Raw genomic sequence first — 21,753 nt, 5'->3', positions numbered from 1 at the left:
GAACCCGCCCCCTGGCCGCCCCCCTGCTCGTCGCTGCGGCCGCGGCCCTGACCCGTGCCGGCGGCGGCCCGGGCGCGGTCGTCCCGTCGGCCGCGCTTGAGCGCGGCCTGCAGCCGTTCCTTCGCGCGGGTCCGGCGGAAGCGCTGGAGCTGGGCCATGACCTGGTCGCGGGTGAGATCGTTCTTGCGCGCGTGCTTCTTGATCTCCCACGGGAAGTAGTACGGCTCCCACGGGATCTCGTCGTCCGCCTTCCACGTCCCGCCCACGAGGTAGCGCACCACCGTGTTGAGGAAGGCCATCACGGGCACCGCGAACAGGGCGCCTGCGATGCCGAAGAGGATGGTGCCGGACGCGACGGCGAGGAAGACCGCGAGGGGGTGCAGGGACACGGCCCGGCCCATCACGAGCGGCTGCAGGACGTTGGACTCGATCTGCTGCACCAGCAGCACCACGGCGAGCATGGCCAGGGCGGTGCCGAAGCCGTTGGCCACGAGGGCGACGAGCACGGCGACCGCGCCGGTGAGCACGGCGCCCACGATCGGGATGAAGGAGCCCAGGAACACGAGGATGCCGATGGGCAGGGCGAGGGGGACGCCGAGCAGCGCCGCGCCGAGCCCGATGCCCACGGCGTCCACGAACGCCACGAAGCCCTGGATGCGGGCGTACTGCACGAGCGAGGTCCAACCCCGGCGGCCGGCGCCGTTGACGGCCCGCCGCGCGCTGACCGGGAACAGCCGGACGAGGAAGAGCCAGATCCGCTCGCCGTCCATGAGGAAGAACAGCAGGGTGAAGAGCATGATGATGATGCCGGTCAGCACGTTGCCCGCCGTCGAGCCGAAGGACATGGCGCCCGAGAGGATGGCCTCGCTGTTGTCCTGGATCGTGGTGCCGAGGTCGTCGATCCAGTCGTTCACGCTGTCGGCGCTGAGGTTCAGCGGCCCGTCCTCGAGCCAGCCCAGCAGCTGCTGGGTGCCGACCACCACGTTCTCGGACAGCTGCGCGAAGCCCAGCACGATCTGCCGGCCGGCGAGCACGAGCAGACCCGTCACGAGGCCGATGAGCACGAGCACCGCGGTGCCCGAGGCCAGGCCCGCCGGCACGTGCTGTCCGCGCAGCCACTTCACCAGCGGGAACAGGAGCCCGGCGAGCAGGCCGGCGATGAGCACGGGGATGATGACCACCGTGATCGTCGACAGCATGTACCCGAGCAGCCCCACGGCCGCGAGGATGATGATGAGCCGCCACGACCACGCCGCGGCCACCCGCACCGAGACCGCGACGCCACCCGCGGCGTTGCCGTGCAGCGGGGGGAGCTCGGTGCCGGGTCCCGGCCGCAGCGGCCGCTCGGCGTCGTGCGATGTCGAAGGCATGGAGCCATCTTGGCACGGCGGTCCGACCGCCGGGCGCCCCCCGGCCGGGGCCGGACGACGATTCCGCGGGCCGGTCCGGCACGCGGGGCGCGCGCGGTGGAAGACTGGCGGGATGTCACGCACTTTCCTCCGCGTTCTCGCCCAGCGCCGGCCGGCTCCCGGCCTGACCCCGGACGCTCCGCCGCGGGAGGAGCTGGAGGCCGTGCTCCGCGCCGCCGCGGGGACCTTTTCGAAANGCCGGCGGCCAGAAAAGCTCATCGAAAACCGCCGCTCCGCGCCGGAGCTCGCGGCCGCGCTGGCGGGGCTGACCCGGGTGCCCAACATGTCGGCGCCCTTCCCCCGGCTCAAGGGCAAGCAGCTGCGCCGGCTCGCGGCCTTCCGGGGCGCCCTGAAGTGGGCGAGCACGGGCGGCCTGGGGTGCGCGCTCGTCTTCAGCCCCGACGACACCCTGGGCGTCCCGCGGAAGGAGCAGCTGAACGCGGCGCACGGGGCCCGCCCCCTGCTCGAGGCCGCGTTCTGGGCCGCCGGCTGGGGCACCGTGTGGGCCCACCGGGACGGCGAGGGCGAGGACGCGGTCCGCGCGTTCTACGGGCTGACGGAGGAGGAGAAGCTGCTCGGCTGGCTGTTCGTGGGCCGCCCGCCCCGCGCCGTGGCCGCCGAGCACACGACCACCCGCCCCACGCCCGGACCCCGGATCTCGTACCACTGAGCCCCTCCTCCGCGTCCGCCCGCGGGTCGCGGCACGACGACGGCCCGGGACCCGCGGTGCGCGGGTGCCGGGCCGTCGTGGGTGGTGCAGCCGGGGCCTGGACCTAGTTCGAGGTCATCTCCCGGATGATCGCCAGGATGCGCAGGATCTCGACGTAGGTCCAGATCAGCGTGACCGTCAGGCCGAAGGCCGCGGACCAGGCCATCTTCTCGGGGACGCCGACCTCGACACCGCGCTTGATGTTGTCGAAGTCCAGCACGAAGCTGTAGGCCGCGAGCAGGATGGCCACGGCGCCGATGAGCAGGCCCAGCCAGGGGCCGAGCGGGCTGTCCGTGCGGATGTTGAAGCCGAACAGCAGCACCGCGCCCAGGTTGACCAGCGCGAAGACGGCGTAGGCCATGAGCGCGACCATGAAGATCTTGGTGGCGCGCGGGGAGGCCCGGACCTTGCCGGAGCGGAAGAGCACGAGCACCGAGACGAACACCGCGATGGTGCCGATGACGGCCTGCACCACGATGCCCGGGTACATGGCCTCGAACATCCCCGAGATGCCGCCCAGGAACATGCCCTGGAACAGGCCGTAGGCGAGGATCAGCGCGGGCGAGGGCTCGCGCTTGAAGGCGTTGACCAGGCCGAGGACGAGACCGACGAGGGCACCGGGGATGGTGAGGATCGGCATGATCCAGCCGGCGAGCGCGCCGACGACCACGGCACCGAGCACCGTGGCGGTGCGCATGATGACGTCGTCGTAGGTCATCCGGCCGGTCTGGTTCGTCCCGGCGGCCGGGGCGTTGTACATCGAGTCCAGGCGCTCGGCCGAGTACGGGGCGCCCTGCTGGTAGCCGGTCCGTCCGTAGCCGGGCTGCTGCTGGTAGGGGGTTCCGTAGGAGGTCTGTCCGTACTGGTTCCCGTGGGACTGGGCGCTGCCTGCGCCCGGCTTCGAGAGATCGCGGAGAAGCGGGTTACCGCCGGCCATTGAGGGGTCCTTCCGTGGCACTGATGTGCGAGATGTGCGACCAGCGTAGCAAGGCCTGCCTGACGAAAGCATGAGAACTGCTGTGCTTAAGCCGAGGGCGTGCGGGCGGCCCTGCCGGCGCGGGCCCCGGCCCCCAGGAGAGCGGACAGACAGGCCTTTGCAGGTGCACACATGCTGGGGAGAACGACCGCTGTCCCGATCCGGAGGCCCCTCATGCCCGAGTCCCCCGCCCACTGGGTGCCGCTGGCGGCGATCCCGGTGCTGCTCGCCGTCGGGGCCCTGGCCGTCCTGCACTGGAGCCGCTACCTCGGGGCGATCGGCCGGCTGGAGCGCGCGCGGACCTCTCCGGACGCCGCCCCGGCGACCGCCGCCTGGCTCGAGCTCCGCAGCGAGGAGCACTACCGCAGGGCCTACCGGCTCACCTGGGCGGTGGCCGCGGTGCTCGCCGTGGGCCTGACCGCCGCCGTCCTCGCGGGCTGAGCGGCGGCACGCCCCGTGGTCCCGCTGCCCGGAACCGTCCTCCTCTACGGCTGCCTCGTCGTCGCCGGGGCGGGCGCCACTGCCCTGTGGAGCCTCGTCCAGGTCGCGCTCGACCTGGCCCCGGCCGCCCGCCGCCGGTCCCGCGGCGCCCGTGCCTCCGCGCGGAGGCACCTGGGCCGCGCGACGTCCGCGACCGCCGTGGCCCTGCTGACCGCGGGCGTCCCCTCGCTGCTGCGCCATCTCGAGTGGCTCGCCGTGCTGGTGGGGACGGCCTGAACCGCCCCGACGGGCCGTGGGCCGACGGGACTGGCGTCACACTTCGTGATGAAGCCGTGATCTTGTTTTAGATCTGTTCGCATTGATTTGCATGTGAGAACCTTTTCCGGGATCCCCCCAGCCCCCAGGAGTTCGCCCATGCAACGATCCATGCTCGCCCCCACCCTGTCCGCCCTCTCCCTGGCCCTCGTGCTGGCTCCTCTCACGCCCGCGACCGCCGCCCCCGCCGAGAACGCCACGACCCTGTCCGCCCAGCAGGTCAGCGCCGAGGCCCCGCCCGAGATCACCGACCGGATGATCGTCAAGTACCGCACCCCCGTGACCGACGCCGAGTCGGAGCAGGTCGTCGAGGACGCCGCCGCCGAGGCCCACGTCCCGGAGGCCGAGGACACCACCGAGGTCCGGACCACCGGCGACGGCGCGGCCGTCGTCGAGCTGGCCGGCGAGGTCTCGACCGACCAGGCCGAGAAGCTGGCCGAGGAGCTCACCAAGGACCCGGCCGTGGCCTACGCCGAGCCCGACCGGCTCGTCTCGACCGCCCGGATCCCGGGCTCGGACGAGGCGGAGCCGGAGGACATGGGCTCCGTCGCCGCGACCGCCGCGGACCCGGGCGTCCCGTCCCTGTGGGCCCTCACCAACCTGCGCGCCTTCGAGGCGTGGGACACCGCCACCGGCAAGGGCGTGACCGTCGGGGTCGTCGACACAGGCTTCGCCAACCACCCCGACCTGGACTCCCAGACCATCGGCGGCTACGACTTCGTCTCCACGGCCGCTCTCGGCAACGACGGCAACGGCCGGGACGCGGACCCGCGGGACCCGGGCACCTACTCCACGGCCGGCCAGTGCTACGCCGGCTCCGCGGCCACCAACTCCATCTGGCACGGCACGCACGTGGCCGGCACCGTCGCCGCCAAGCGGGACAGCTACGGCACCGTGGGCATCGCCCCCNGCTCTCGGCAACGACGGCAACGGCCGGGACGCGGACCCGCGGGACCCGGGCACCTACTCCACGGCCGGCCAGTGCTACGCCGGCTCCGCGGCCACCAACTCCATCTGGCACGGCACGCACGTGGCCGGCACCGTCGCCGCCAAGCGGGACAGCTACGGCACCGTGGGCATCGCCCCCGACGCCACCCTGCTCAACGCCCGGGCCCTGGGCGCGTGCGGCTTCGGCTACGTCTCCGACATGGCCGACGCCGTGCGCTGGCTGGCCGGCGACGCCGTGGCCGGGGCCCCCGCCCCGCGCAAGCGCGCCGACGTGATCAACATGTCCCTGTCCATGGGCGGGGGGTGCCCGGCCACGCTGCAGAACGCCATCAACACCGCCTGGTTCCGGAACATCCCGGTGGCCGTGGCCGCGGGCAACAGCGGCCGCCCGGCGATCGAGTACGCCCCGGGCAACTGCTACAACGTCATCACGGTCGGGGCCATCGGCTCGGACCGGGTGCGGGCCAGCTACTCCAACCACGGCGGCGCCGTGGACATCTACGCCCCGGGCCACCACATCCTGTCCGCGGGCAACACGGGCACCCGGGGACCGGTCGCGCCCAACAGCCGCTTCGACTACGGCACGTCGATGGCCACCCCGCACGTGGCCGGGACCCTGGCCCTGCTCAAGCAGAAGAACCCGACGCTGAGCTCCGACCAGTACAAGCAGCTGATCCTCGACTCCGGGGACGCCTGGGACAGCCTCCCCGGGGGCAAGACGCTGAACTCCCACGACGCGCTGTGGATCACGAAGGCCGCCGACACCGCCGCACCGGCCGCGCCCACCCCGACCTACACCACCAAGGGCGCGATCGGGGCCCTGTACCAGCGGATCAAGAGCCAGACCGGGGCCCCGACCTCCCACGAGCAGGCCGTCGCCGGCGGGGTCCGCCAGAGCTTCGCCAAGGGCACCATCTACTGGTCCTCGGCCACCGGCGCCTACTGGGTGCGGGGCGGCGTCGAGACCGCCTACAAGCGCAACGGCACCGCCGCCGGCGTCCTGCGCTTCCCCCGTTCGGACGAGAAGTCCAACGGCATCGGCGGGGCCTACCAGCTGTTCCAGAACGGCCGGATCCTCTGGTCCTCCCGCACCGGGGCCCACGCTTTGACCGGGGACATCGAGACGGTCTTCGCCGCGGCGGGCAACGAGAAGGGCGCCCTGGGCTACCCCACCGCGGACCGGCGGAGCAACGGCATCGGCGGGTTCTACCAGACCTTCCAGAAGGGCCGCATCCTCTGGAGCTCCGCCCACGGCGCCCACCCGATCACCGGCGCCACCAGCGCGGCCTACTCACGGGCCGGCAGCGAGCGCGGGTCGCTGGGCTACCCCACGTCCGGGGCCGTCGCCGACGGACGGGGTGGCACCTCCCAGTCCTTCCAGAAGGGCCGGATCGTCTGGAGCGCCGCCGGCGGGGCGCACGCCCTCAAGGGCTCGATCGGCGCCCAGCACAACCGCTCCGGCGGCACGGCCGGTGCCCTGGGCTACCCCACCACCGACGAGGCGTCCACCGGCACGGGCGGCGTCTACCAGGTGTTCCAGAAGGGCCGGATCTACTGGAGCCCCAGGACCTACGCCCAGGAGACCAAGGGCTCGATCGGCAACGCCTACGTGGCGCTCGGCGGCACGAAGAGCCGCCTGGGCTTCCCCCGGACGGGTGAGATCACCCGCGCCGACCGCTCCGTGGTGCAGTACTACCAGGGCGGTTCCATCACCTGGCGCCCGGGAGGATCCATCCGGATCGACTACCGCTGACCCGGCACCGGTCCCGCCGCGGCCCCGCTCCGTCCTGTCGGAGCGGGGCCGCGGCGCGTCCGGCGCCCTGCTGGGCACCGCACGCGCCGAGGTCCCGGAGTCCACGCGCCGGCCGCCCCACCGGTCCCGCCACCGGCGTCCCCGCAGTAGAGTCACGCCCATGGGGACTCTGCTGTACGAGTGGATGACGGCGCGCCAGGCCGCGGACGCGCTCGACGCGTACCTCGCCGAGCGCGGTCCGGCACTCGAGCGCCTGCGCGCGGCACTGGCCGAGCACGGCCTGGAGCCCGACGAGATGCTCGACGGCTCCCTCTACTCCTTGTCCCCGCTGTGGGCCTGGATCAGCGCCCGGGCCTCCGAGCTCGGCGTGGACCCGCGTCCGCTCGCCGAGGACCCCACCCGCCCCGCGTGGCCGAGCTGGGCCCGGCACGGCAAGCTCGTGGACCCGCACCCGCCGGCCGCCACCATCGCGCTGCTGGACGGCTTCGTCTCCTACCTCGGGCAGCTCGTCGGCGACGCGGCACCGGAGGCGACCTGGCAGGTCGGCGAGCACCTGATCGCCGACCACCCGCTGCTCAACTACCCGGTGCTGGGCTCGGAGCACCACCAGGTCTTCCTCCCCGGCATCCCGCTCTACAGCGCCTACCAGTCCGCCCACGGGCGCGCCCCGATGACCGGGACCGAGATGCTCGCCCACATCCGCCGGACCGTGGACGCCCTCCACGGCGGGGGCCCGGAGGCCGCCGCCGTCGAAGAGCCGCTGGTGACGGTGGTCGCCGAGGTCGACTGCTTCGACGTGGGGCTGCGCGAGGACATCCCGACCCTGCACCCGCAGGTCGTGGAGCAGCTGATCGACGAGCTGTGCGACCGCGACGGCGTCGAGTCGGTGCACCGGTACGGGCCCGCCGCGCTGGTCGTGGACGTCTCCGGCTGGGACGAGCTGCGGCTGAAGCTGTGGTGCACGCTGTGGCTGCAGCGCCACCTGCCGCGCTGAGACACACCTCCGAGCAGGGACTCGGCCGCCTGGACCGCCCGTTCCCCCACCGGGGAGGAATTGGACCCGCTGACGCTGCACACCGCGGTCACCGACTCGGCCTGGGTGACCGGACCCATCATCGGGACGGCGTTCATCCTGGGTGCTCGGACGGAGTCCGCTCACGCCAGGACGATGGACTCCTCCGCGGGATCCCGCCGGCGCCGGCCGCCCCCGAATGAGGGGTCAGACCGTCCTGGTTGCTGCGTGGCACGATGCGAGGACCACGACGGCGATCCGGGAGGTCCACCTTGTCGAGACGGGCCAGGCTGCTGACGCTGGACGTCGTCGTCCTCATCGCCTGGGTCATCGGGATCCGTCTGATTCTCGGCGAGTGGGACTGGCTCATCACGGGCATCGGCGCCGTGTTCCTGGGGGCCCGGATGGCCTGGGACGCCCGTCCCCGCCGCGACCCGGGGATGGAGGCGTCCCGATGACGCAGGACCGGCGAGGTCGTCGCGGCGGAGTGTTTCCGGCGCATGGTGCGGCGGCTGCCCGTGGTCGGCCCACTGGGGGTCGCCATGATCGTCCTGTGCTCGCACGAGCAGGCGCTCAGTTCCGGTCGGTGCCGGCCGGCAGAGCAGCCGGCGGCCCGGGTACGCCGTCCGGGCACGGCCATGGTGGCCCACCGACCGCGGGCAACCATCCAGGTAGGCTCGTTGCACAGCGCCGCCACCGCCTTCCCCCAGGAGCTTCGAGCCGCATGACCCGATGGACCACCGCGGAGAACCTGCACGACCTGGGCTCCGGCACCACCCTGGTGACCGGCCCCGCCGCCAACTGGCTGATCCTGCGCGAAGGCAGCAGCTGCACCCTGATCGACTGCGGCTACCCCGGTGACCGCACGCTCGTCGACGCCTCCCTGCGGGCGGCCGGGGTGCCCGGCCTGCCCGACGCCGTGGTCATCACCCACGCCCACGCCGACCACATCGGCACCCTGGGCCGCTTCGTCGCCGCCGGCGTCCCGGTGCACTGCTCGGCCGCCGAGGTGCCGAACATGGCCGGCACCGCCCGCGAGCAGATCGGGCCCAGGAAGTCCCTCCCCCGGGCTGCCCGCTCGTGGAAGTGGCTCACCTGGAGCATCCACGCCATCCGGGTCGGCGGCCTCAAGGACGTCACCGTGGACCCCGAGGCGCTCACTCCTTTCACCCCCGACGCGACCGCCCTGGACGTCCCCGGGAGCCCGCGCCCGGTGGCGACCACCGGACACACCTCCGGGCACACCTCCTACCTCATCGGTGGCACCGGGGTGCTCGCCTCCGGCGACGCGGTGATCACCGACCACATGGTCGCCGAGAAGCACGGTGTCCCGCAGCTTCTCGCCGACCCGTTCCACCACGATCTGCCGACCGCATCGCGGACCGCGGTCCGGCTGCTCTCCGACACGGACTTCGACGTCCTGGCACCGGGCCACGGCCCGCCCCTGCGCGTGCCGGCCGGCCGGCGTCTGTCAATCCACTAGAGCGCCCGCGCCTCGTGTGCTCGAGGTGGTCCGCTCGGGTCCCGACAGCTTCGACGGCGCCGGCAGAGGCCGCGGCCTGCGGTCATCCGCTACGAGGGCAGGCTCCCGCTGGTGCCGGGCTCGGGGACGCCGCGTTGCTTGCGCACCCTGGACGCGCGGTACTCGTCCCTGGCCATCCTGAGGGTGTACCAGCCGATGAGCCCCCGATCCCGGTGAGGAACAGGGCGCTCCACATCGGCGGCTCGCCCTGCGCCACGGGGGCGAAGAGCAGCATCCAGGAGAAGACGAAGCCGAACCAGAGCACCGTCGTCACGATGCCCATGCCCCACCAGGTGCTGACCTGCACATGGCCGCGGCCCGGAGTGAACCCGATCTCGTCACCGGCGTAGCTGTGCAGCGCGCCGGTGGCCGTCGTGCGGAGCACCCGCTTCTCACCATTCGCCAGCGCCTGCTGGTGCTCTGCCCGGGTGACGTCATCACGCCGCTGGCGGTCCTGCATCATGGCCTGTCCTCGCTGATGGGTGGGATGAACGGTGGGGCGCGCAAGCGCAGCGGCTACTTCTCCCCCGGTCGCCGCTGCCCGGGCATGACGCCCGCGTCTGCTCATCGGTTCGGCGGCCGGGGCCGCCATCGACTGGAGAGCGGCCCCCTCCACGAGGGACAGGTTGCGGTCATGGCAGCGGGAGGACGGTGATGAACCAGAACAGGACGGCGGCGAAGACGACGAAGAACGGGATGAGGCAGCCCAACGCGACCCTCGTCTGGTTCGAGACCTGGAAGGACTCCATCGGGTCCTCCGGGTTGTAGGCCACCTCCACGACCGTCCCCGGCACAGGCCGTGCGCCGCAGGAGATCTCCGACGCCCCGGTGAACGCCGTGCCGTGCAGGTCGGCGAACCGGTACGTGGGCCAGAAGCGGCGTGACCGGCTGGTGCTGCCGACGCCGCTGGTCCAGCCGGCCCGGCTGCCGGTCACGGTGGCCTCCGCCCTCGGCCAGTGGGCGGTCAGCCGCTCGTGCCGCCTGTTCTTCCGGACCGTGTGGACGACGGAGCCGGCGGCCCCGGCGACGAACAGCGCCCAGACCGCGTACAGCACGGTGCTCACCCGGGCATCCCAGAACCGCCGCGCACCAGCGGGGCGGCGGGCATCGTCGATGCCTGACCGGAGTCGAGGACGCAGGGAGCGCAGCAGAGGGCTCGTCGGGGGTCGGCCATGGTCTCAAGCTATCCTCCCACCCGCCGTTGTCCCCGCACCCCCGGGCTGTCACGCACACGGAGGGTGGCAGCCGGGAGGCCTTCAGCACGATCCGCCGGGTCGGCTGGCCGCGAAGCGCACCAGAGGTTCCGCAGCTTGCGAACCCGGCAGTAGGGTCACGCCCATGGGAGACCAGCCGTACGAATCGATGGACGCGCGCCAGACCGCCGACGCCCTCGACGTCTACCTCGCCGAACGCGAACCGGCCCTGGAGAGGCTTCGCGCAGCACTGACCGGCGCCGGCTTGGACACGCGCGAGACGCTCGACGGGTCCCTCTACTCCGTCTCCCCGCTGTGGGCATGGCTCACCGCTCGAGCCGCGCGGCTCGGCGTCGACCCGCGGTCACTGGAAGACGATGCCACCCGCCCCTCCTGGCCGTCCTGGGCACGCCACGGACGACTCGTGGACCCGCACCCACCGGCCGCCACGATCGCACTCGTCGACGGCTTCGCCACCTACCTCGGCCAGCTCCTGACCGCCGCGGTCCCCGCTGCGTCCTGGCAGGTCGGTGAGCACCGCATCAGTGACCACCCGCTGCTGAACTACCCGGTGCTCGCCTCGGACCACCACCAGATCTTCCTGCCGGCCCTGCCGCTCTACAGCGTCTACCAGTCGGCCCACGGCCGCGATCCGATGTCCGGCACCGAGATGCGCACCCACGTCCAGCGGACCGTCGACGCTCTGAACGGGCGAGGACCGGAGGCCGCTGCCGTCGACGAGCCGCTGGTGACGGTCGTCGCCGAGCTCGACTGCTTCGACCTGGGCCTGCGCGAAGACATCCCGGCCGAGCGCCCGGAGATCGTGCCCCTGCTGATCTCCGAGCTGTGCGATCGCGACGGCGTCGTATCGGTCCACCGGTACGGACCCGCCGCCCTGATCGTCGACGTCCCCGGCTGGGACGAGCTGCGCCTGAAGATGTGGTGCACCCTGTGGCTGCAGCGGAACCTCCTGCGATGACCCGCCGGCGTCACGATCTCCGCCGCCGGCCTCGTGGCCGTGCGCGCCGGCGCCCGGACGGGGCCGGTAGCCTCGGCACCATGAACGAGTCCGCCCAGCAGACCGCCGAGGTGCCCGTGCCGACCGGCGGCCAGGTCCTCGCCCGCGCCGTGCCGGCGGCCGCCGTGCTCACGGTCGGGTTCCCAGCCCTGGTCCACTGGGGACTGGACGACAGCGGTACCGCACGCAGCCCCTGGGTCACCTTCGGACCGGCTCTGCTCCTGGGACTGGCGCTCATCGTGCAGCGCCTCGTCCAGGCGCCCCGTGCCCGCCTCGACGTCCACCAGGACAAGGGAGCGCTGCGCCGATCGATCGGGATCACCGCCTCCTCCGGTCTGATCCCGGACGATCCGGGCACCCGCGTCGCCGCCGGGGTGCTGGCTTGCACTCAGCTGGAGTCGGCGACCACGATCGTGGCCGGGATCGCCGGCGTCGTCGCCGTCTGGATCCTGCGCACCGAGACGTGGTGGGCGGTGACCGCCGTCCTGATGATGCTGATCGCAGTGGTCCCGGTCCTCCGCGCCCGCCGCGGCTGGGCCTACCTGGACGCCCTGCACGCCGCCGAGCGCACCGGCTGACGGCCTGCTGCCCCGGCGGGGCACTAGGGTGACGGACATGACAAGCCGTACGTCCGCAGCCCTGGCTGCCGCCGCTGTGCTGCTGATGATCACAGCCTGCGGCCCGTCAACGGAGTCCTCATCGGCTCCCTCGGTCGACCTCGAAACGTGGGCGGCCAACACCCTTCCTGCTGTCGCCGAGGGAGGATTCTCCATCGCCGGCAGCACCGGCACCGACGGCAGTCGCGCCACCGGTTCGACGACCGATGTGGAGCCCGGGTGGTACGCGGTCACGATGGCGTGCGCACCGGCTGACCGGGGGGCTGACGCCGGTCTATCCTCCGGACGGATCAGTCTGAGCGGGGAACACGGGTCCTACGGCGAAGGGGACTGCGCGGGCTCACCGGTGACCACGACCGTGCAGCTCGGCGCCCCCGACGACACGACGCCGGAGACGGTCACGGTGGCAGCTGAAGCCGAGGGCTACGAGGCCTTCTGGGGCGTGTCCGCCGCACCAACGACTGCACCCGAATAGCGCACCTGCCGCACCGGTCGACGACCCGATGACCGGAACGAGCAAGGCCTGCTCGTCCGGCACGTAGGCCGGCAGCTCCGCGTCGTCGGCGACCTCCAGCTGCACCCGGTAGGCCAGCACCTCGTGCTCCCGCGTGCGCCCCGGCAGCTGCGTCCCGGCGCCGGGAACGGCGTCGAGCTCCACGGCCACTTCGCTGTCGGGGCGGATGATCAGCTCGCCGGGGTCCGCGCCCTCGTCGAAGGCGTAGTGCAGCGCCTGGACGGAGCGCACGACGCCGGTGACCGGCAGGTGCGGCACGTGCTCGGGTGTCCGGTCGTGGTGCTCCTCCCAGTACCCGGGCATCGGCCGGCCGCTGTCCTGGCTCGGGTCGTCAGGCCGTCACTCGCGCGGGCCGGTATCGCTGGGCGACCGCCCCCGACCGGAACTCATGGCGGTCCACGAGCTCGAGCTGGACGCGCTCGCGCAGACCGGCGAGCAGCGTCGGCCCGTGTCCGGCAAGAACCGGCTGCACCACGAACTCGTACTCGTCGATCAGCCCCAGATCCACCAACGCCGTCGGCAGCGTCACGCCGCCCACCCACAGACCCTCGCCCGACTCCTGCTTGAGCCGCTCGACCGCTTGCCCCACGTCGCCTTGCACCAGCTCGGCGTTCCAATCGACGTCGCTCAGTGTGCTCGACACGACGTACTTCTTCACCCGGTCGATGGCCTCGGCGAACGGGATCTCCCACTCCTCCATCCAGTCAGGCCACGTGCCCGTGGCCGGCTTCCGCCATGCCGACTCCATCATCTCGTAGGTCACCCGGCCGAACAGCAGGGCATCGGCTCGCTCCATCTCAGCGGTCCAGTAGCGCATCGACTCCTCGTCCGGGGGAAGCCCTGCCTCGTGATGGCAGCAGCCGTCGAGCGTGACGTTGATCGAGTATCGAAGTGGTCTCATCTCGTTGTTCTCCCTTGCTGTGGCGCCGGCGCGGTTGTCTCAGCGCCCGGTCGGTTCCGTGCCTGATGCTCGCTCGGCGATGACGTGCTCGCGCTGACGCTGGATCGCCCCGACGACTCGGTAGGACTCCTCGGCCGAGACCACCACCGACTCCGCCCCGGTGGTGATGCGCACGCTGGGCCCGCCCATCAGGTAGCCGGTGGCCCCATCCGTCAGGCGACGCCGGCCGATGCGCCACCACTCGGTGCGCGGCCCGACGGCTGCTTCGGTGATCTGCTCGTACGGGATCTGCTGCTGCTTGCGCCAGCCCTGCCGGATCTCCACGGCGTGGTCCCCCAGACGGATGGCGACCGATCGGTGCACAGCGAGCGAGAGCGCTGTGTAGCCGACGAAGAAGACGGGTCCGGTCGTCAGCAGATACGGTCCCTCCGGCACGAGCTCGGCCGCGACCACGATCAGCACGAGGAACACGACGACGATCGCGATCCGGATCCGCCACGGCCGGAACGTGACGAACTGCGGTGTCTCCTCCGGGTCTGCGTGCTCGGCCATGCCTCATGATCGCCGACCACACCGGCCGGGGGTAGACCCGATCCCCGGAACAACGGCCGACATCCCTCACGGCCGCCGGCGGCACGCAGTCTGTCGCCGCGACGCGACTGGATCAGCCGGTCTCGATCTGCAGCTGTGGGGTGAGCCGCACCCATCCCTCTGGTTCCTCCCCTGGAAGGCCGGCCGGAGCGAAGTCCGCCTTGATGCCCAACTGCCCGCTGGTGCCCACGCGCCCGCCGGGAGTGCAACCAGCGACCCAGTCCCCGGCTGCCGTCGGGTCGTAGGTGAGCAGGCAGTCGCCTTCCTCCCCGGCCACGAGGTAGAACTCGGCGCCCTCGTGGATGGCCAGCAACCGAGAGCTGTCGGCATCCCAGCCGTACTCCGCGGCATCGATCTCCGCGGGAAGCGTGTCGTCCTCGGTCTGCTCGCCGGCGTACAGGTCGACCGAGTCCTGCGAGCAACCAGCGACGACGAGAGCGATCGTCACCGCCAGCATCGCGCGCGTGCACCGGGTCATCATCTGCTGCTCCTTCGCTTCACCGACACAAGCCTCCGATGCCTTCGACCGTCTCACGGAGGGCGCGCCGAGGGGCTGAGGCCACGCCCGGTGGGGCAGGTGTCTCCGCCCCGGTGTTCGAGTACGAAATGCTCGCCTGCTCGCGGCCCTCAGGTCGTGCGGGTCGGCCGCGGTAGCGGAGGTGTGACGGGTGTCGAGGTGGATGGGGAGTACTGCTTCGAGACCGGAAGGTTGCTGGTGCTGGAGATCCGGGCCACGGGCCGCGTCGCGGTGAACGTCCCCGGTTCCACCCGCTTCGCCGCCGAGGCGAAGATGCTCTCCGTGATGGACCCGCTGCCGCTGGGCCGGCTCGGTTCCGACCTGGACGGCGAGGTTTGCCGTTGGCCGGTGGGCCCTGATGACTTCAACGCCGAGGACGCGCTGAAGGTCCGCGCCTCCTCTGGTCGCCCAAAGCGTTTCGAGGACATCTCTCGAGCAATCCTTCGGCTCGAGCGGCGAACGCGGCCAGACGCTTACCGGCTCTTGAAGGCTCGTTGTCGCCGTCGGGACGACTGCTACGGTGCGACCAGCAGGCACCGGGCGAACACGTCGCTCACCGCCTCCGACCCCCCGAGGAGCACCGCGCGATGAGCACCCCCACCTGGCAGAACCCCGAGGTCCTCGCCGCCGCGGCCGGTCCCCAGGGCCCGCAGGTCCAGGCCGTCTTCGCGAAGGCTGCGGACATCGGCCTCGAGCAGTCGCAGGCGCTGCGCAAGGCCGCCGAGCTCCACCAGAAGTTCGTCACCGACAACACCCCCGTCGAGGTGGACTACGACGCGCTCGGTCAGGGTGCCGTGAAGCTGGCGGTCGGCGCCGCGGCCGCCGCCGGGCGACAGGACGCCCTGGACCAGATCCTCGGGTCGTGGCGGAGCCTGTCGCAGGCGATCGCCACCGACTTGTTCCTCCTGATGCACCGGCACACCCGCCCCGACTCCGCTCCCCCGTCCGGAGACGCCCTGGAGCGCGCCGCCGAAGCCACCGCCACCAGCTTTCAGATGCCCGTGGCCCACGCCCTGATCGCCCTCGCCGCCCGGGACCTGATCGACCCCGACGGCTTCCCGCAGGACGCCTACGACTTCCTGACCACCCCGTGGAACTGGGCCTTCGGCCCCGCCCACCCCGACGACGACACCGGGCAGACGGTGAAGAGCTCATGAGCGAGGACCTGGCCGCCTGGGCACAGTCCCGCCCGCAGTCGCTGCCCGCGGTGCAGTCGCCGGCCGACGGGCGGATGACGCCGATCGAGCTGAAGGTCGTGCGCGAGGACGTGGAACGGATCGAGGCGTACACCGCCGAGGTCGCAGATCACCTGGCCGCCCACCTGCTCGAGCACACCGGGCCCGACCCGGTCTTCGAGGTCTACGACCGCGACGCCGACATGCCGGCCCTCGATCTGCCGGGCGCACCGTTGCCGCTCACGGCCAGGTGGTGGCGGGCCGTCGCCTACCAAGTCGCCGAGGATGTTCCGGGCCTGCGGATCGTCGAGGCGCCGAAGTAGTCCAGGCAATCGGCGTCGCAGCACCACATGCTTGTGCACGGAAGTGGGGCTGCCGGGGTGCGGTCAGGCTCTCTAAGCTGAAGCTGTCGGTGAGCAGCTCATGAGCGGCCCGACACAGCGCAGGCCACGTCGGGGGGCGTGGCCGCGCAGCACGCAACGTCCCTGTCGGCGCGCGCCGCCCGTGGCGAAGGCGATCAGTCCCCGGACATCAGGAAGCCGCCGGCGGCCAGGAACAGCGCGGCCGAGACGGCGAGCAGCACCGGGTAGCAATGCTCGGCCAGAATGACCTCATGGTGGAAATCGTCGGCGTCGAGCCTCGCGTCGAGCCTGGTGGAGTGCTTTTTGGACTGCCAGTCGGATGGCGACCGCTGAACGCGCTCCCACCGGACCTCGGGCCGCCTCTGGTGCAGATTCCATGTCGGAAATGGAGGCCAAATGTCGAATCGGCCCCAAGTGACGGTGAGCAACTCCGCCAGTCTGGGCGGATTGCCAACGATTCTTCGTGCCCCCAGTCAGACTCGAACTGACACTAGGCGGATTTTAAGTCCGCTGCCTCTGCCGATTGGGCTATGGGGGCCGGTCCCGGACGCGTCACCGGGACGCCGCCCACCCTATCGCCTCGTCCCGCTCCCACCACCAGGACGGGCCGGGGCCGCGGCCGGGAACCGCGCCTGTCGGCCGGGCGCAGGATCCAGTACGCTGGCACGGTGGTCGAGCAGCCGGCCGCGATGTCGTCGCATCCGCAGGAGGCTGCTCCCGTGCACCACCCCGCTCTCCCGTCCCACCGGTTCCTGCCGGGATCCGGACGTCCCCCCGTCCCCGCCCCGTACGGGTGCACCCCGATGCCGTTCCGGACGACCGCGGTATGAGCGAGGTCGTCGCCCGGCCCACCGGCAGGACCTACCTGGCGCCGGAGGACGCGTTCCCCGCCGACCTGACCGAGCTGTCCCTGGCCGAGCTGCACGTCCTGCACAGCAGGGTCGGCCGGCAGCTCGACCTCGAGTACCTCGGCAGCGCGTCCGGCGCCCACCCGGTCACGCTCGAGCGCCACCAGGAGCTGAGCGTGGAACTGGACGCCCGCGAGATCGCCCACCCCCGGAACACCCACTGACGGACGGGCGGCCTGCCGGCCCCCGGGGCAGGCGCCACGGGGGCCGGGCCGGGGGCGTCACGGCCCCCGTGGAACAGCTCGACCCCGCCGCGGCACGTGGCCGGGACGGGGTCGAGCGGTGGACGGATCGGATCAGAGGTTGGCCTTGCGCGGGGCGGGGGCCTTGCCGGCGGCGGTCTGGAACCGCGTGCGCGGGTCCCGCTCGTGGCGCAGCGTGGTGGTGTCCCGGCCGAACACGAAGTTCAGGGCCCACTCGGTGAAGACGCGGGCCTTGCGGTCCACGGTGGGGATCGCGTAGCCGTGGTAGAGCCGGTGCATCGCCCACGCGGCGACGCCGGAGAACTCCAGGCCCTTCGCCGGCAGACCGGGGAGGCCCTTGATGCTGGCCACGCCCTTGTAGAGGCCGAGCCCGGCGACCGCGCCGAGGTTCTCGTGGTAGTAGTCCTCGAGCGGCTTGCCCGCGCGGGCGGCCATGATGTTCTTGGCCATCGTGTGCGCCTGGCGCACCGCGTGCTGGGCGTTGGGGACGCAGAACCCGCCGACTCCCCCACCGGTGAGGTCCGGGACGGCGGAGACGTCGCCGGCGGCCCAGGCACCCTCGAGGGGCCCGTCGTCGCCGGTGATCCGCAGGTCGGCCCCGGCACGGACGCGGCCGCGCTCGTCGAGCGGGAAGTCCGTGCTCTTGACGAGCGGGTTCGCCTGCACCCCGGCGGTCCAGATCAGGGTGTCGGTGCCGAACTCGCCGGCCGGGGACTTGTCCTGCATGTTGACGAGCTTCAGGTGCTTGTCCACCGCGGAGGCGAGCGACGTGTTGAGCAGCACCTCGATGCCGCGGCTGCGCAGGTGCGCCACGACCTTCTCCGCGCGCTCCTCGGAGACCTCGGGCATGATCCGGCCCATGGCCTCGATGAGCACGAAGCGCAGGTCGGAGACCGTGAGCCGCTCGTTGCGCTCGACGGCGCTGCGGGCCATGTCCTCGATCTCGGCGATCGTCTCGGTGCCGGCGTAGCCGCCGCCGACCACCACGAAGGTCAGCGCCCGGCGCTTGGCCTCCTCGTCGGTGGTGAGGGAGGCGACCTCGATGCGCTCGAGCACCCAGTTGCGCACCGCCACGGCCTCCTCGATGGTCTTGAGGCCGATGCCGTTCTCGGCGAGGCCCTCGATCGGGAAGGCGCGGGTCACGGAGCCGCCGGCGATGACGACCTCGTCGTAGGTCAGCTCGAAGGTCTCGCCCTCGTCGATGCCCTTGACGGTCGCGGTGCGGTTCGCGTGGTCGACGCCGAGCACGTGCCCGGTGACGATCTCGCAGTCCTTGAGGTGCTGCCGGTGGGGCACCACCGCGCTGCGGGCGGAGACGTTGCCGCCGGCCACCTCGGGCAGGAAGGGGAGGTACATCATGTACGGGTTGGGATCCACCACGGTCACGACTCCGCCGGAGTCCTTGATCCGCTTCTGCAGTTCCTGCGCCACGGTGAAGCCGACGTAGCCGCCGCCGACGATCAGAAGGCGCGGACGGTCCTTGGCCAGTTGAGTGAAAGACATGCCCCCGAGTCTACTCAGAACGCTGTCGATATCGGTTCTCGTCCGGGGCCTCCGCGCCGTGTTCCGGCGCACGCCTCAGGGACGGCCGCCCGGGCCCCCGTCCGGGTCGGCGGCCACGATGCGGCGGATGTGCACCACGGCACCCGCCGTGAGGCCCAGCACGAGCAGCCCGAACCCGGCGAGCACCACGACGGGCAGCAGCCCGGTCTCGTCGATCGGGGCGACGGGCTCGGGCGGGGCGACCTCCGCCTCGACCTCCTCCGTGACGGGCGCCGAGCTCTCGGCCGGGCCCGCCGTGGGGGTCGCCGCGGCGCTGCGGCGGTGCACCCGCACCCACTGCTCCATGCTGCCGAGGGGACTGCGGTCGACCTCGGGGACGTCCTCCGTGAGCGCGGCCTCGACGTCCAGCACCCCGTACCCGTAGAGCGGGTCCTTGCCCGGCGAGCCGGTGTCCCGGGCGGTGGAGACGATGCGGTTGGCGATCTGGGCGGAGCTCATCTCCGGCCACTTCGCCTTGATCAGCGCGGCGGTGCCGGCCACCACCGGGGCGGACGCGGACGTCCCGGCCCACGAGGCGTAGCGGTCGCCGGGGATGGCGCCCACCATGTCCTCGGACGGGCCGGCCACGGCGATCGAGATCCCCTGCGAGGAGGACTCCCAGCTCGCCTCTCCCGTGCGGCCCACGCCGCCCACCGTCAGCACGCCGGGGATGGTGGCGGGGGCGCCGACCTGGACGAGCCCCGACCCCCGGTTGCCCGCGGAGGCGACGACGAGCACGTCCTTCTCCTCGGCGTAGAGGAAGGCCTCGTCCCAGCTCTCGGGCCACGAGGTGGCGTTGGAGCCCACCGACATGTTGATGACGTCCGCCCCGTTGTCCACGGCCCACCGGACGGCGTCCGGGAGCTGCTCGTCGACGCTGCGGACCTCCGGGCTCTCGTCGCCCAGCCAGGTGGACACGGCGAGCACCTCGGCGTCCGGGGCCACGCCCACGATGCCGGCGGGCCGGCCCGGGGCGTCGTCGTCCCGACCGCCCGGGGGCACGTGGCCGCGGCCCGCGGCCACGGACGCCACGAGGGTCCCGTGCTCGGGCTCGGTGCCGAGACCCTCCTGGCCGTCGGCGGAGCCGCCGCCCGAGACGTCGGTGCCGGCCACCACGGCGCCCTCCAGGTCCTGGTGCGAGCCGTCCACCCCGGTGTCGATGACGGCGATGCGCACGCCCTCCCCCGTGGACTCCGCCCAGGCCTCCCGCACGCCGTACTCGTCCAGCCAGTACTGCAGCGGACGGATCCCGTCCTCGGCGATGCGGGAGGTGTCCGGGGCGGGGGTGGCGCCGTCACCGGGTGGGGGTGCCACGCTGACGGGGTCCTCGAGCGGGATGCTGGGGGCGGGGCCGGGCTCCGGGGGCCGGGCCTGCGCCGGCCCCGCCCCGGGCAGGACCAGCGCGCCGGCGCCGACCACGGCCGAGGCCGCCCCCACCGCGCCCCACCGGGTGAGGGCGCGGTGGCGCGGGGGGCGGGGGCGGGGTGCGCTGGAAGACATGTGTCCTTCCGGGTCGGGGGGTCCGGGCGGGTCAGCCGACCTGGGACAGGGCGATCCCGTCCAAAATATCGTGCTCGCTCGCGATCGCCGAGTCCACCCGCCCACCGGTGGCGGCGCCCACCCGCTCGACGATCCGCCGCCACACGAGGGCGCCGCCGCCGATGACGTCGACACGGCCCTCGTGCATGTAGGGCAGCGCGGCGCGCTCCGCGCGGGTCATGGCCGTGAGCTCCCGGCACGCCTGCGCGATCCGCTCGGCGGGCAGCTCGGTGCCGTCGATGGCCGCGGGGTCGTAGGCGGACAGCCCGAGGGCGTGCGCCGTGACGGTCGTGATGGTGCCCGCGACGCCCACGAGGTGGGTGGCCTCCGCGAGGGGCACGGTCTGCAGGACCACGTCCACGGCGTGGTCGACGTCGCGCAGCACGGCCTCCTGCTGGGCGGCGGTGGGCGGGTTGGAGCCGAGGTGGCGCTCGGTCAGGCGGACGCAGCCGATGTCCACGCTGCGCTCCGCGCGCACCCCCTGGGCGTTGCCCAGCACGAACTCGGTCGACCCGCCGCCGAGGTCGATCACCAGGACCCGGTCCTCCGGATCCGCGCCGCCCACGGCGGCCGCGGCGCCGCGGAAGGACAGCTCGGCCTCCTCGTCGCCGCTGATGACCTCGGGGGTCACGCCGAGGCGCTCGCGGATCCCGGCGAGGAAGACGTCCCGGTTGCCGGCGTCGCGGGTGGCGCTCGTGGCCACGAAGCGCAGCTGCTCCACCCCGTGCTCCGCCAGCAGCCGGGCGTACTCGTCCGTGGCCGCGAACGTGCGCTCGAGCGCCGCCTCTGCCAGCCACCCGGTGGCGTCCACGCCCTGGCCGAGCCGGACCACGCGCATCTCGCGCACCACGTCGTCGAGCACCGTGCGGCCCTGCTCCTCCCGGGTGTCGGCGATGAGCAGTCGGATGGAGTTCGTGCCGCAGTCGATGGCGCCTGTGCGCATGGGGAGTCCTCGGGGGTGTCGGGGGCGGGTGGGTCTCAGGCCTCGCGCCAGGCGGGGTCGCAGTGGCAGGCGTCGGGGGTCCACCACTCGGCGATGGCGGTGAGGGTCTCGTCGCCGAGCGGGTTCACGCCGGGCCCGGCCGCGAGCGCGTGGCCGGCGAGCACGTGCAGGCACTTGACCCGCACGGGCATGCCGCCGGCGGAGATGCCCTCGATCTCGGGCACGGGTCCGGTGCCGGCCGCGGCACCGATCCGGGCGCGCTCGGCGAGGTAGTCCTCGTGCGCGGCCCGGTGGGCTGCGGCCAGCGCCTCGTCCTCGGCGATGCGGTCCGTCATCGTGTACATCAGGCCGGCGGCCTCGAGCCGGGACACCGCCGCGGTGATCACGGGGTGGGCCAGGTAGAACACCGTGGGGAACGGGGTGCCGTTGGCCAGCCGCGGCGCGGTGGCCGCCACGAGCGGGTTCCCGCACGTGCACCGGGCCGGGATCTCGACGACGTCGCGCACAGGACGCCCGAGCTGCCGGGAGAGCACCTGGAGGTCCAGGGCCGTGGGCTCGACCGTCGCGGCCGTCACGCCGAGTCCCCGGGGTGCGGGGGCCGGCCGGTCGCCGGGCTCGTGTCCGTGCTGGGGGTTCACGCCGTTC

At 72.7% G+C, this 21,753-nt stretch carries 25 protein-coding genes, 1 tRNA gene and 1 pseudogene; 13 read left to right on the top strand and 14 right to left on the bottom strand.

Features of this window, described 5'->3' with window-relative positions; translation table 11 throughout:
* A partial coding sequence (locus H488_RS21865) for an AI-2E family transporter (protein WP_081615682.1) occupies positions 1–1,370 on the bottom strand: 1,370 nt, incomplete at its 3' end.
* A gap of 812 nt (positions 1,371–2,182) precedes the next feature.
* Entirely contained in the window at positions 2,183–3,055 is an 873-nt protein-coding gene (locus H488_RS21855) for a Bax inhibitor-1/YccA family protein (RefSeq protein ID WP_017832220.1), read from the bottom strand.
* 213 nt (positions 3,056–3,268) lie between these two features.
* Here H488_RS21855 and H488_RS21850 point away from each other — a divergent pair, with 213 nt between their 5' ends.
* From H488_RS21850 to H488_RS37335, 7 genes and pseudogenes are all read left to right on the top strand, one after another.
* Positions 3,269–3,535, top strand: coding sequence for a hypothetical protein (locus tag H488_RS21850; protein ID WP_017832219.1), 267 nt, complete (start codon positions 3,269–3,271; stop codon positions 3,533–3,535).
* Positions 3,536–3,550: 15 nt separating this feature from the next.
* Entirely contained in the window at positions 3,551–3,811 is a 261-nt protein-coding gene (locus H488_RS21845; protein WP_017832218.1) for a hypothetical protein, read from the top strand.
* A gap of 138 nt (positions 3,812–3,949) precedes the next feature.
* A pseudogene (locus tag H488_RS38465) lies at positions 3,950–4,753 on the top strand (S8 family serine peptidase); the annotation flags it as partial.
* Between the two features lie 127 nt (positions 4,754–4,880).
* Entirely contained in the window at positions 4,881–6,551 is a 1,671-nt protein-coding gene (locus tag H488_RS38460) for a S8 family serine peptidase (RefSeq protein WP_017832216.1), read from the top strand.
* A gap of 160 nt (positions 6,552–6,711) precedes the next feature.
* Positions 6,712–7,545: a hypothetical protein gene (locus tag H488_RS21830; protein ID WP_017832215.1), complete on the top strand. Its 834-nt coding sequence runs from the start codon at positions 6,712–6,714 to the stop codon at positions 7,543–7,545.
* A 290-nt stretch (positions 7,546–7,835) separates the two neighbouring features.
* Positions 7,836–8,021, top strand: coding sequence for a hypothetical protein (locus H488_RS37340; protein WP_017832214.1), 186 nt, complete (start codon positions 7,836–7,838; stop codon positions 8,019–8,021).
* Positions 8,022–8,287: 266 nt separating this feature from the next.
* The gene (locus H488_RS37335) at positions 8,288–9,046 is read left to right on the top strand and encodes an MBL fold metallo-hydrolase (protein WP_017832212.1); all 759 of its coding nucleotides are present in this window, start codon (positions 8,288–8,290) and stop codon (positions 9,044–9,046) included.
* An 82-nt stretch (positions 9,047–9,128) separates the two neighbouring features.
* On the opposite strand, the gene H488_RS21810 is transcribed toward H488_RS37335, so the two are convergent.
* Positions 9,129–9,548 (bottom strand): hypothetical protein, encoded by a 420-nt coding sequence (locus H488_RS21810; RefSeq protein ID WP_237740408.1) that lies wholly within the window; start codon positions 9,546–9,548, stop codon positions 9,129–9,131.
* 169 nt (positions 9,549–9,717) lie between these two features.
* A complete protein-coding gene (locus tag H488_RS21805; protein WP_017832211.1) occupies positions 9,718–10,149 on the bottom strand; it encodes a DUF3592 domain-containing protein in 432 nt (143 codons plus the stop codon).
* 274 nt (positions 10,150–10,423) lie between these two features.
* On the opposite strand from H488_RS21805, the gene H488_RS21800 reads away from it, so the two are divergent.
* Entirely contained in the window at positions 10,424–11,257 is an 834-nt protein-coding gene (locus tag H488_RS21800; protein WP_109243283.1) for a hypothetical protein, read from the top strand.
* Between the two features lie 80 nt (positions 11,258–11,337).
* The gene (locus H488_RS21795; protein WP_017832209.1) at positions 11,338–11,874 is read left to right on the top strand and encodes a hypothetical protein; all 537 of its coding nucleotides are present in this window, start codon (positions 11,338–11,340) and stop codon (positions 11,872–11,874) included.
* A gap of 379 nt (positions 11,875–12,253) precedes the next feature.
* Here H488_RS21795 and H488_RS21790 read toward each other — a convergent pair whose 3' ends face one another.
* The 4 genes from H488_RS21790 to H488_RS21775 all read right to left on the bottom strand — a co-directional run bounded on the left by H488_RS21790 (position 12,254) and on the right by H488_RS21775 (position 14,400).
* Positions 12,254–12,730: a hypothetical protein gene (locus tag H488_RS21790; RefSeq protein WP_017832208.1), complete on the bottom strand. Its 477-nt coding sequence runs from the start codon at positions 12,728–12,730 to the stop codon at positions 12,254–12,256.
* A gap of 28 nt (positions 12,731–12,758) precedes the next feature.
* The gene (locus tag H488_RS21785) at positions 12,759–13,328 is read right to left on the bottom strand and encodes a dihydrofolate reductase family protein (protein WP_031282350.1); all 570 of its coding nucleotides are present in this window, start codon (positions 13,326–13,328) and stop codon (positions 12,759–12,761) included.
* Between the two features lie 39 nt (positions 13,329–13,367).
* Entirely contained in the window at positions 13,368–13,880 is a 513-nt protein-coding gene (locus H488_RS21780; RefSeq protein WP_017832206.1) for a hypothetical protein, read from the bottom strand.
* Positions 13,881–13,992: 112 nt separating this feature from the next.
* Complete coding sequence (locus H488_RS21775) at positions 13,993–14,400, bottom strand: hypothetical protein (RefSeq protein WP_017832205.1); 408 nt, start codon at positions 14,398–14,400, stop codon at positions 13,993–13,995.
* Positions 14,401–14,580: 180 nt separating this feature from the next.
* Here H488_RS21775 and H488_RS35930 point away from each other — a divergent pair, with 180 nt between their 5' ends.
* The 3 genes from H488_RS35930 to H488_RS21760 are packed head-to-tail and all read left to right on the top strand — an operon-like array spanning position 14,581 to position 15,934.
* Complete coding sequence (locus H488_RS35930; RefSeq protein ID WP_017832204.1) at positions 14,581–15,027, top strand: hypothetical protein; 447 nt, start codon at positions 14,581–14,583, stop codon at positions 15,025–15,027.
* Positions 15,024–15,593, top strand: a complete 570-nt coding sequence (locus H488_RS35925; RefSeq protein ID WP_017832203.1) for a hypothetical protein — start codon at positions 15,024–15,026, stop codon at positions 15,591–15,593. Before H488_RS35930 ends, H488_RS35925 begins: the two co-directional genes overlap by 4 nt.
* Positions 15,590–15,934, top strand: coding sequence for a hypothetical protein (locus H488_RS21760; RefSeq protein ID WP_017832202.1), 345 nt, complete (start codon positions 15,590–15,592; stop codon positions 15,932–15,934). Before H488_RS35925 ends, H488_RS21760 begins: the two co-directional genes overlap by 4 nt.
* Before the next feature lie 194 nt (positions 15,935–16,128).
* Here the strand turns inward: H488_RS21760 and H488_RS21755 are convergent, their stop codons facing one another.
* Both H488_RS21755 and H488_RS21750 read right to left on the bottom strand, forming a co-directional pair.
* Complete coding sequence (locus tag H488_RS21755) at positions 16,129–16,401, bottom strand: hypothetical protein (RefSeq protein WP_031282344.1); 273 nt, start codon at positions 16,399–16,401, stop codon at positions 16,129–16,131.
* A gap of 36 nt (positions 16,402–16,437) precedes the next feature.
* Positions 16,438–16,511: transfer RNA gene (locus tag H488_RS21750), tRNA-Leu, on the bottom strand.
* Positions 16,512–16,799: 288 nt separating this feature from the next.
* Here H488_RS21750 and H488_RS21745 point away from each other — a divergent pair.
* The gene (locus H488_RS21745) at positions 16,800–17,045 is read left to right on the top strand and encodes a hypothetical protein (RefSeq protein WP_017832201.1); all 246 of its coding nucleotides are present in this window, start codon (positions 16,800–16,802) and stop codon (positions 17,043–17,045) included.
* A 132-nt stretch (positions 17,046–17,177) separates the two neighbouring features.
* On the opposite strand, the gene H488_RS21740 is transcribed toward H488_RS21745, so the two are convergent.
* The 4 genes from H488_RS21740 to H488_RS21725 form a co-directional block, all read right to left on the bottom strand.
* Positions 17,178–18,587: an NAD(P)/FAD-dependent oxidoreductase gene (locus tag H488_RS21740; RefSeq protein ID WP_017832200.1), complete on the bottom strand. Its 1,410-nt coding sequence runs from the start codon at positions 18,585–18,587 to the stop codon at positions 17,178–17,180.
* A 75-nt stretch (positions 18,588–18,662) separates the two neighbouring features.
* Positions 18,663–20,126, bottom strand: a complete 1,464-nt coding sequence (locus H488_RS21735) for a S8 family serine peptidase (protein ID WP_017832199.1) — start codon at positions 20,124–20,126, stop codon at positions 18,663–18,665.
* Positions 20,127–20,157: 31 nt separating this feature from the next.
* Positions 20,158–21,108: a Ppx/GppA phosphatase family protein gene (locus H488_RS21730; RefSeq protein WP_017832198.1), complete on the bottom strand. Its 951-nt coding sequence runs from the start codon at positions 21,106–21,108 to the stop codon at positions 20,158–20,160.
* A 35-nt stretch (positions 21,109–21,143) separates the two neighbouring features.
* Positions 21,144–21,746 (bottom strand): DUF501 domain-containing protein, encoded by a 603-nt coding sequence (locus H488_RS21725; RefSeq protein WP_017832197.1) that lies wholly within the window; start codon positions 21,744–21,746, stop codon positions 21,144–21,146.
* Positions 21,747–21,753 lie beyond the last annotated feature (7 nt).

The sequence above is a fragment of the Kocuria sp. UCD-OTCP genome (genome assembly GCF_000349605.1).
In the GTDB taxonomy this organism is placed as follows: Bacteria; Actinomycetota; Actinomycetes; order Actinomycetales; family Micrococcaceae; genus Kocuria; species Kocuria rosea.
The sequence above is the reverse complement of the archived record's forward strand: the minus strand, read 5'-3'. Positions and strand labels throughout refer to the sequence as shown.

Coding starts and splice junctions, on each gene's coding strand:
- H488_RS21785 (WP_031282350.1), bottom strand. CDS start 13,328: ATGAGACCACTTCGATACTCGATCAACGTCACGCTCGACGGCTGCTGC.
- H488_RS21730 (WP_017832198.1), bottom strand. CDS start 21,108: ATGCGCACAGGCGCCATCGACTGCGGCACGAACTCCATCCGACTGCTC.
- H488_RS21790 (WP_017832208.1), bottom strand. CDS start 12,730: ATGCCCGGGTACTGGGAGGAGCACCACGACCGGACACCCGAGCACGTG.
- H488_RS21745 (WP_017832201.1), top strand. CDS start 16,800: ATGAGCGAGGTCGTCGCCCGGCCCACCGGCAGGACCTACCTGGCGCCG.
- H488_RS21735 (WP_017832199.1), bottom strand. CDS start 20,126: ATGTCTTCCAGCGCACCCCGCCCCCGCCCCCCGCGCCACCGCGCCCTC.
- H488_RS21830 (WP_017832215.1), top strand. CDS start 6,712: ATGGGGACTCTGCTGTACGAGTGGATGACGGCGCGCCAGGCCGCGGAC.
- H488_RS21740 (WP_017832200.1), bottom strand. CDS start 18,587: ATGTCTTTCACTCAACTGGCCAAGGACCGTCCGCGCCTTCTGATCGTC.
- H488_RS35925 (WP_017832203.1), top strand. CDS start 15,024: ATGAGCACCCCCACCTGGCAGAACCCCGAGGTCCTCGCCGCCGCGGCC.
- H488_RS21850 (WP_017832219.1), top strand. CDS start 3,269: ATGCCCGAGTCCCCCGCCCACTGGGTGCCGCTGGCGGCGATCCCGGTG.
- H488_RS21800 (WP_109243283.1), top strand. CDS start 10,424: ATGGGAGACCAGCCGTACGAATCGATGGACGCGCGCCAGACCGCCGAC.
- H488_RS21775 (WP_017832205.1), bottom strand. CDS start 14,400: ATGATGACCCGGTGCACGCGCGCGATGCTGGCGGTGACGATCGCTCTC.
- H488_RS21855 (WP_017832220.1), bottom strand. CDS start 3,055: ATGGCCGGCGGTAACCCGCTTCTCCGCGATCTCTCGAAGCCGGGCGCA.
- H488_RS37335 (WP_017832212.1), top strand. CDS start 8,288: ATGACCCGATGGACCACCGCGGAGAACCTGCACGACCTGGGCTCCGGC.
- H488_RS21760 (WP_017832202.1), top strand. CDS start 15,590: ATGAGCGAGGACCTGGCCGCCTGGGCACAGTCCCGCCCGCAGTCGCTG.
- H488_RS21780 (WP_017832206.1), bottom strand. CDS start 13,880: ATGGCCGAGCACGCAGACCCGGAGGAGACACCGCAGTTCGTCACGTTC.
- H488_RS21795 (WP_017832209.1), top strand. CDS start 11,338: ATGAACGAGTCCGCCCAGCAGACCGCCGAGGTGCCCGTGCCGACCGGC.
- H488_RS21810 (WP_237740408.1), bottom strand. CDS start 9,548: ATGATGCAGGACCGCCAGCGGCGTGATGACGTCACCCGGGCAGAGCAC.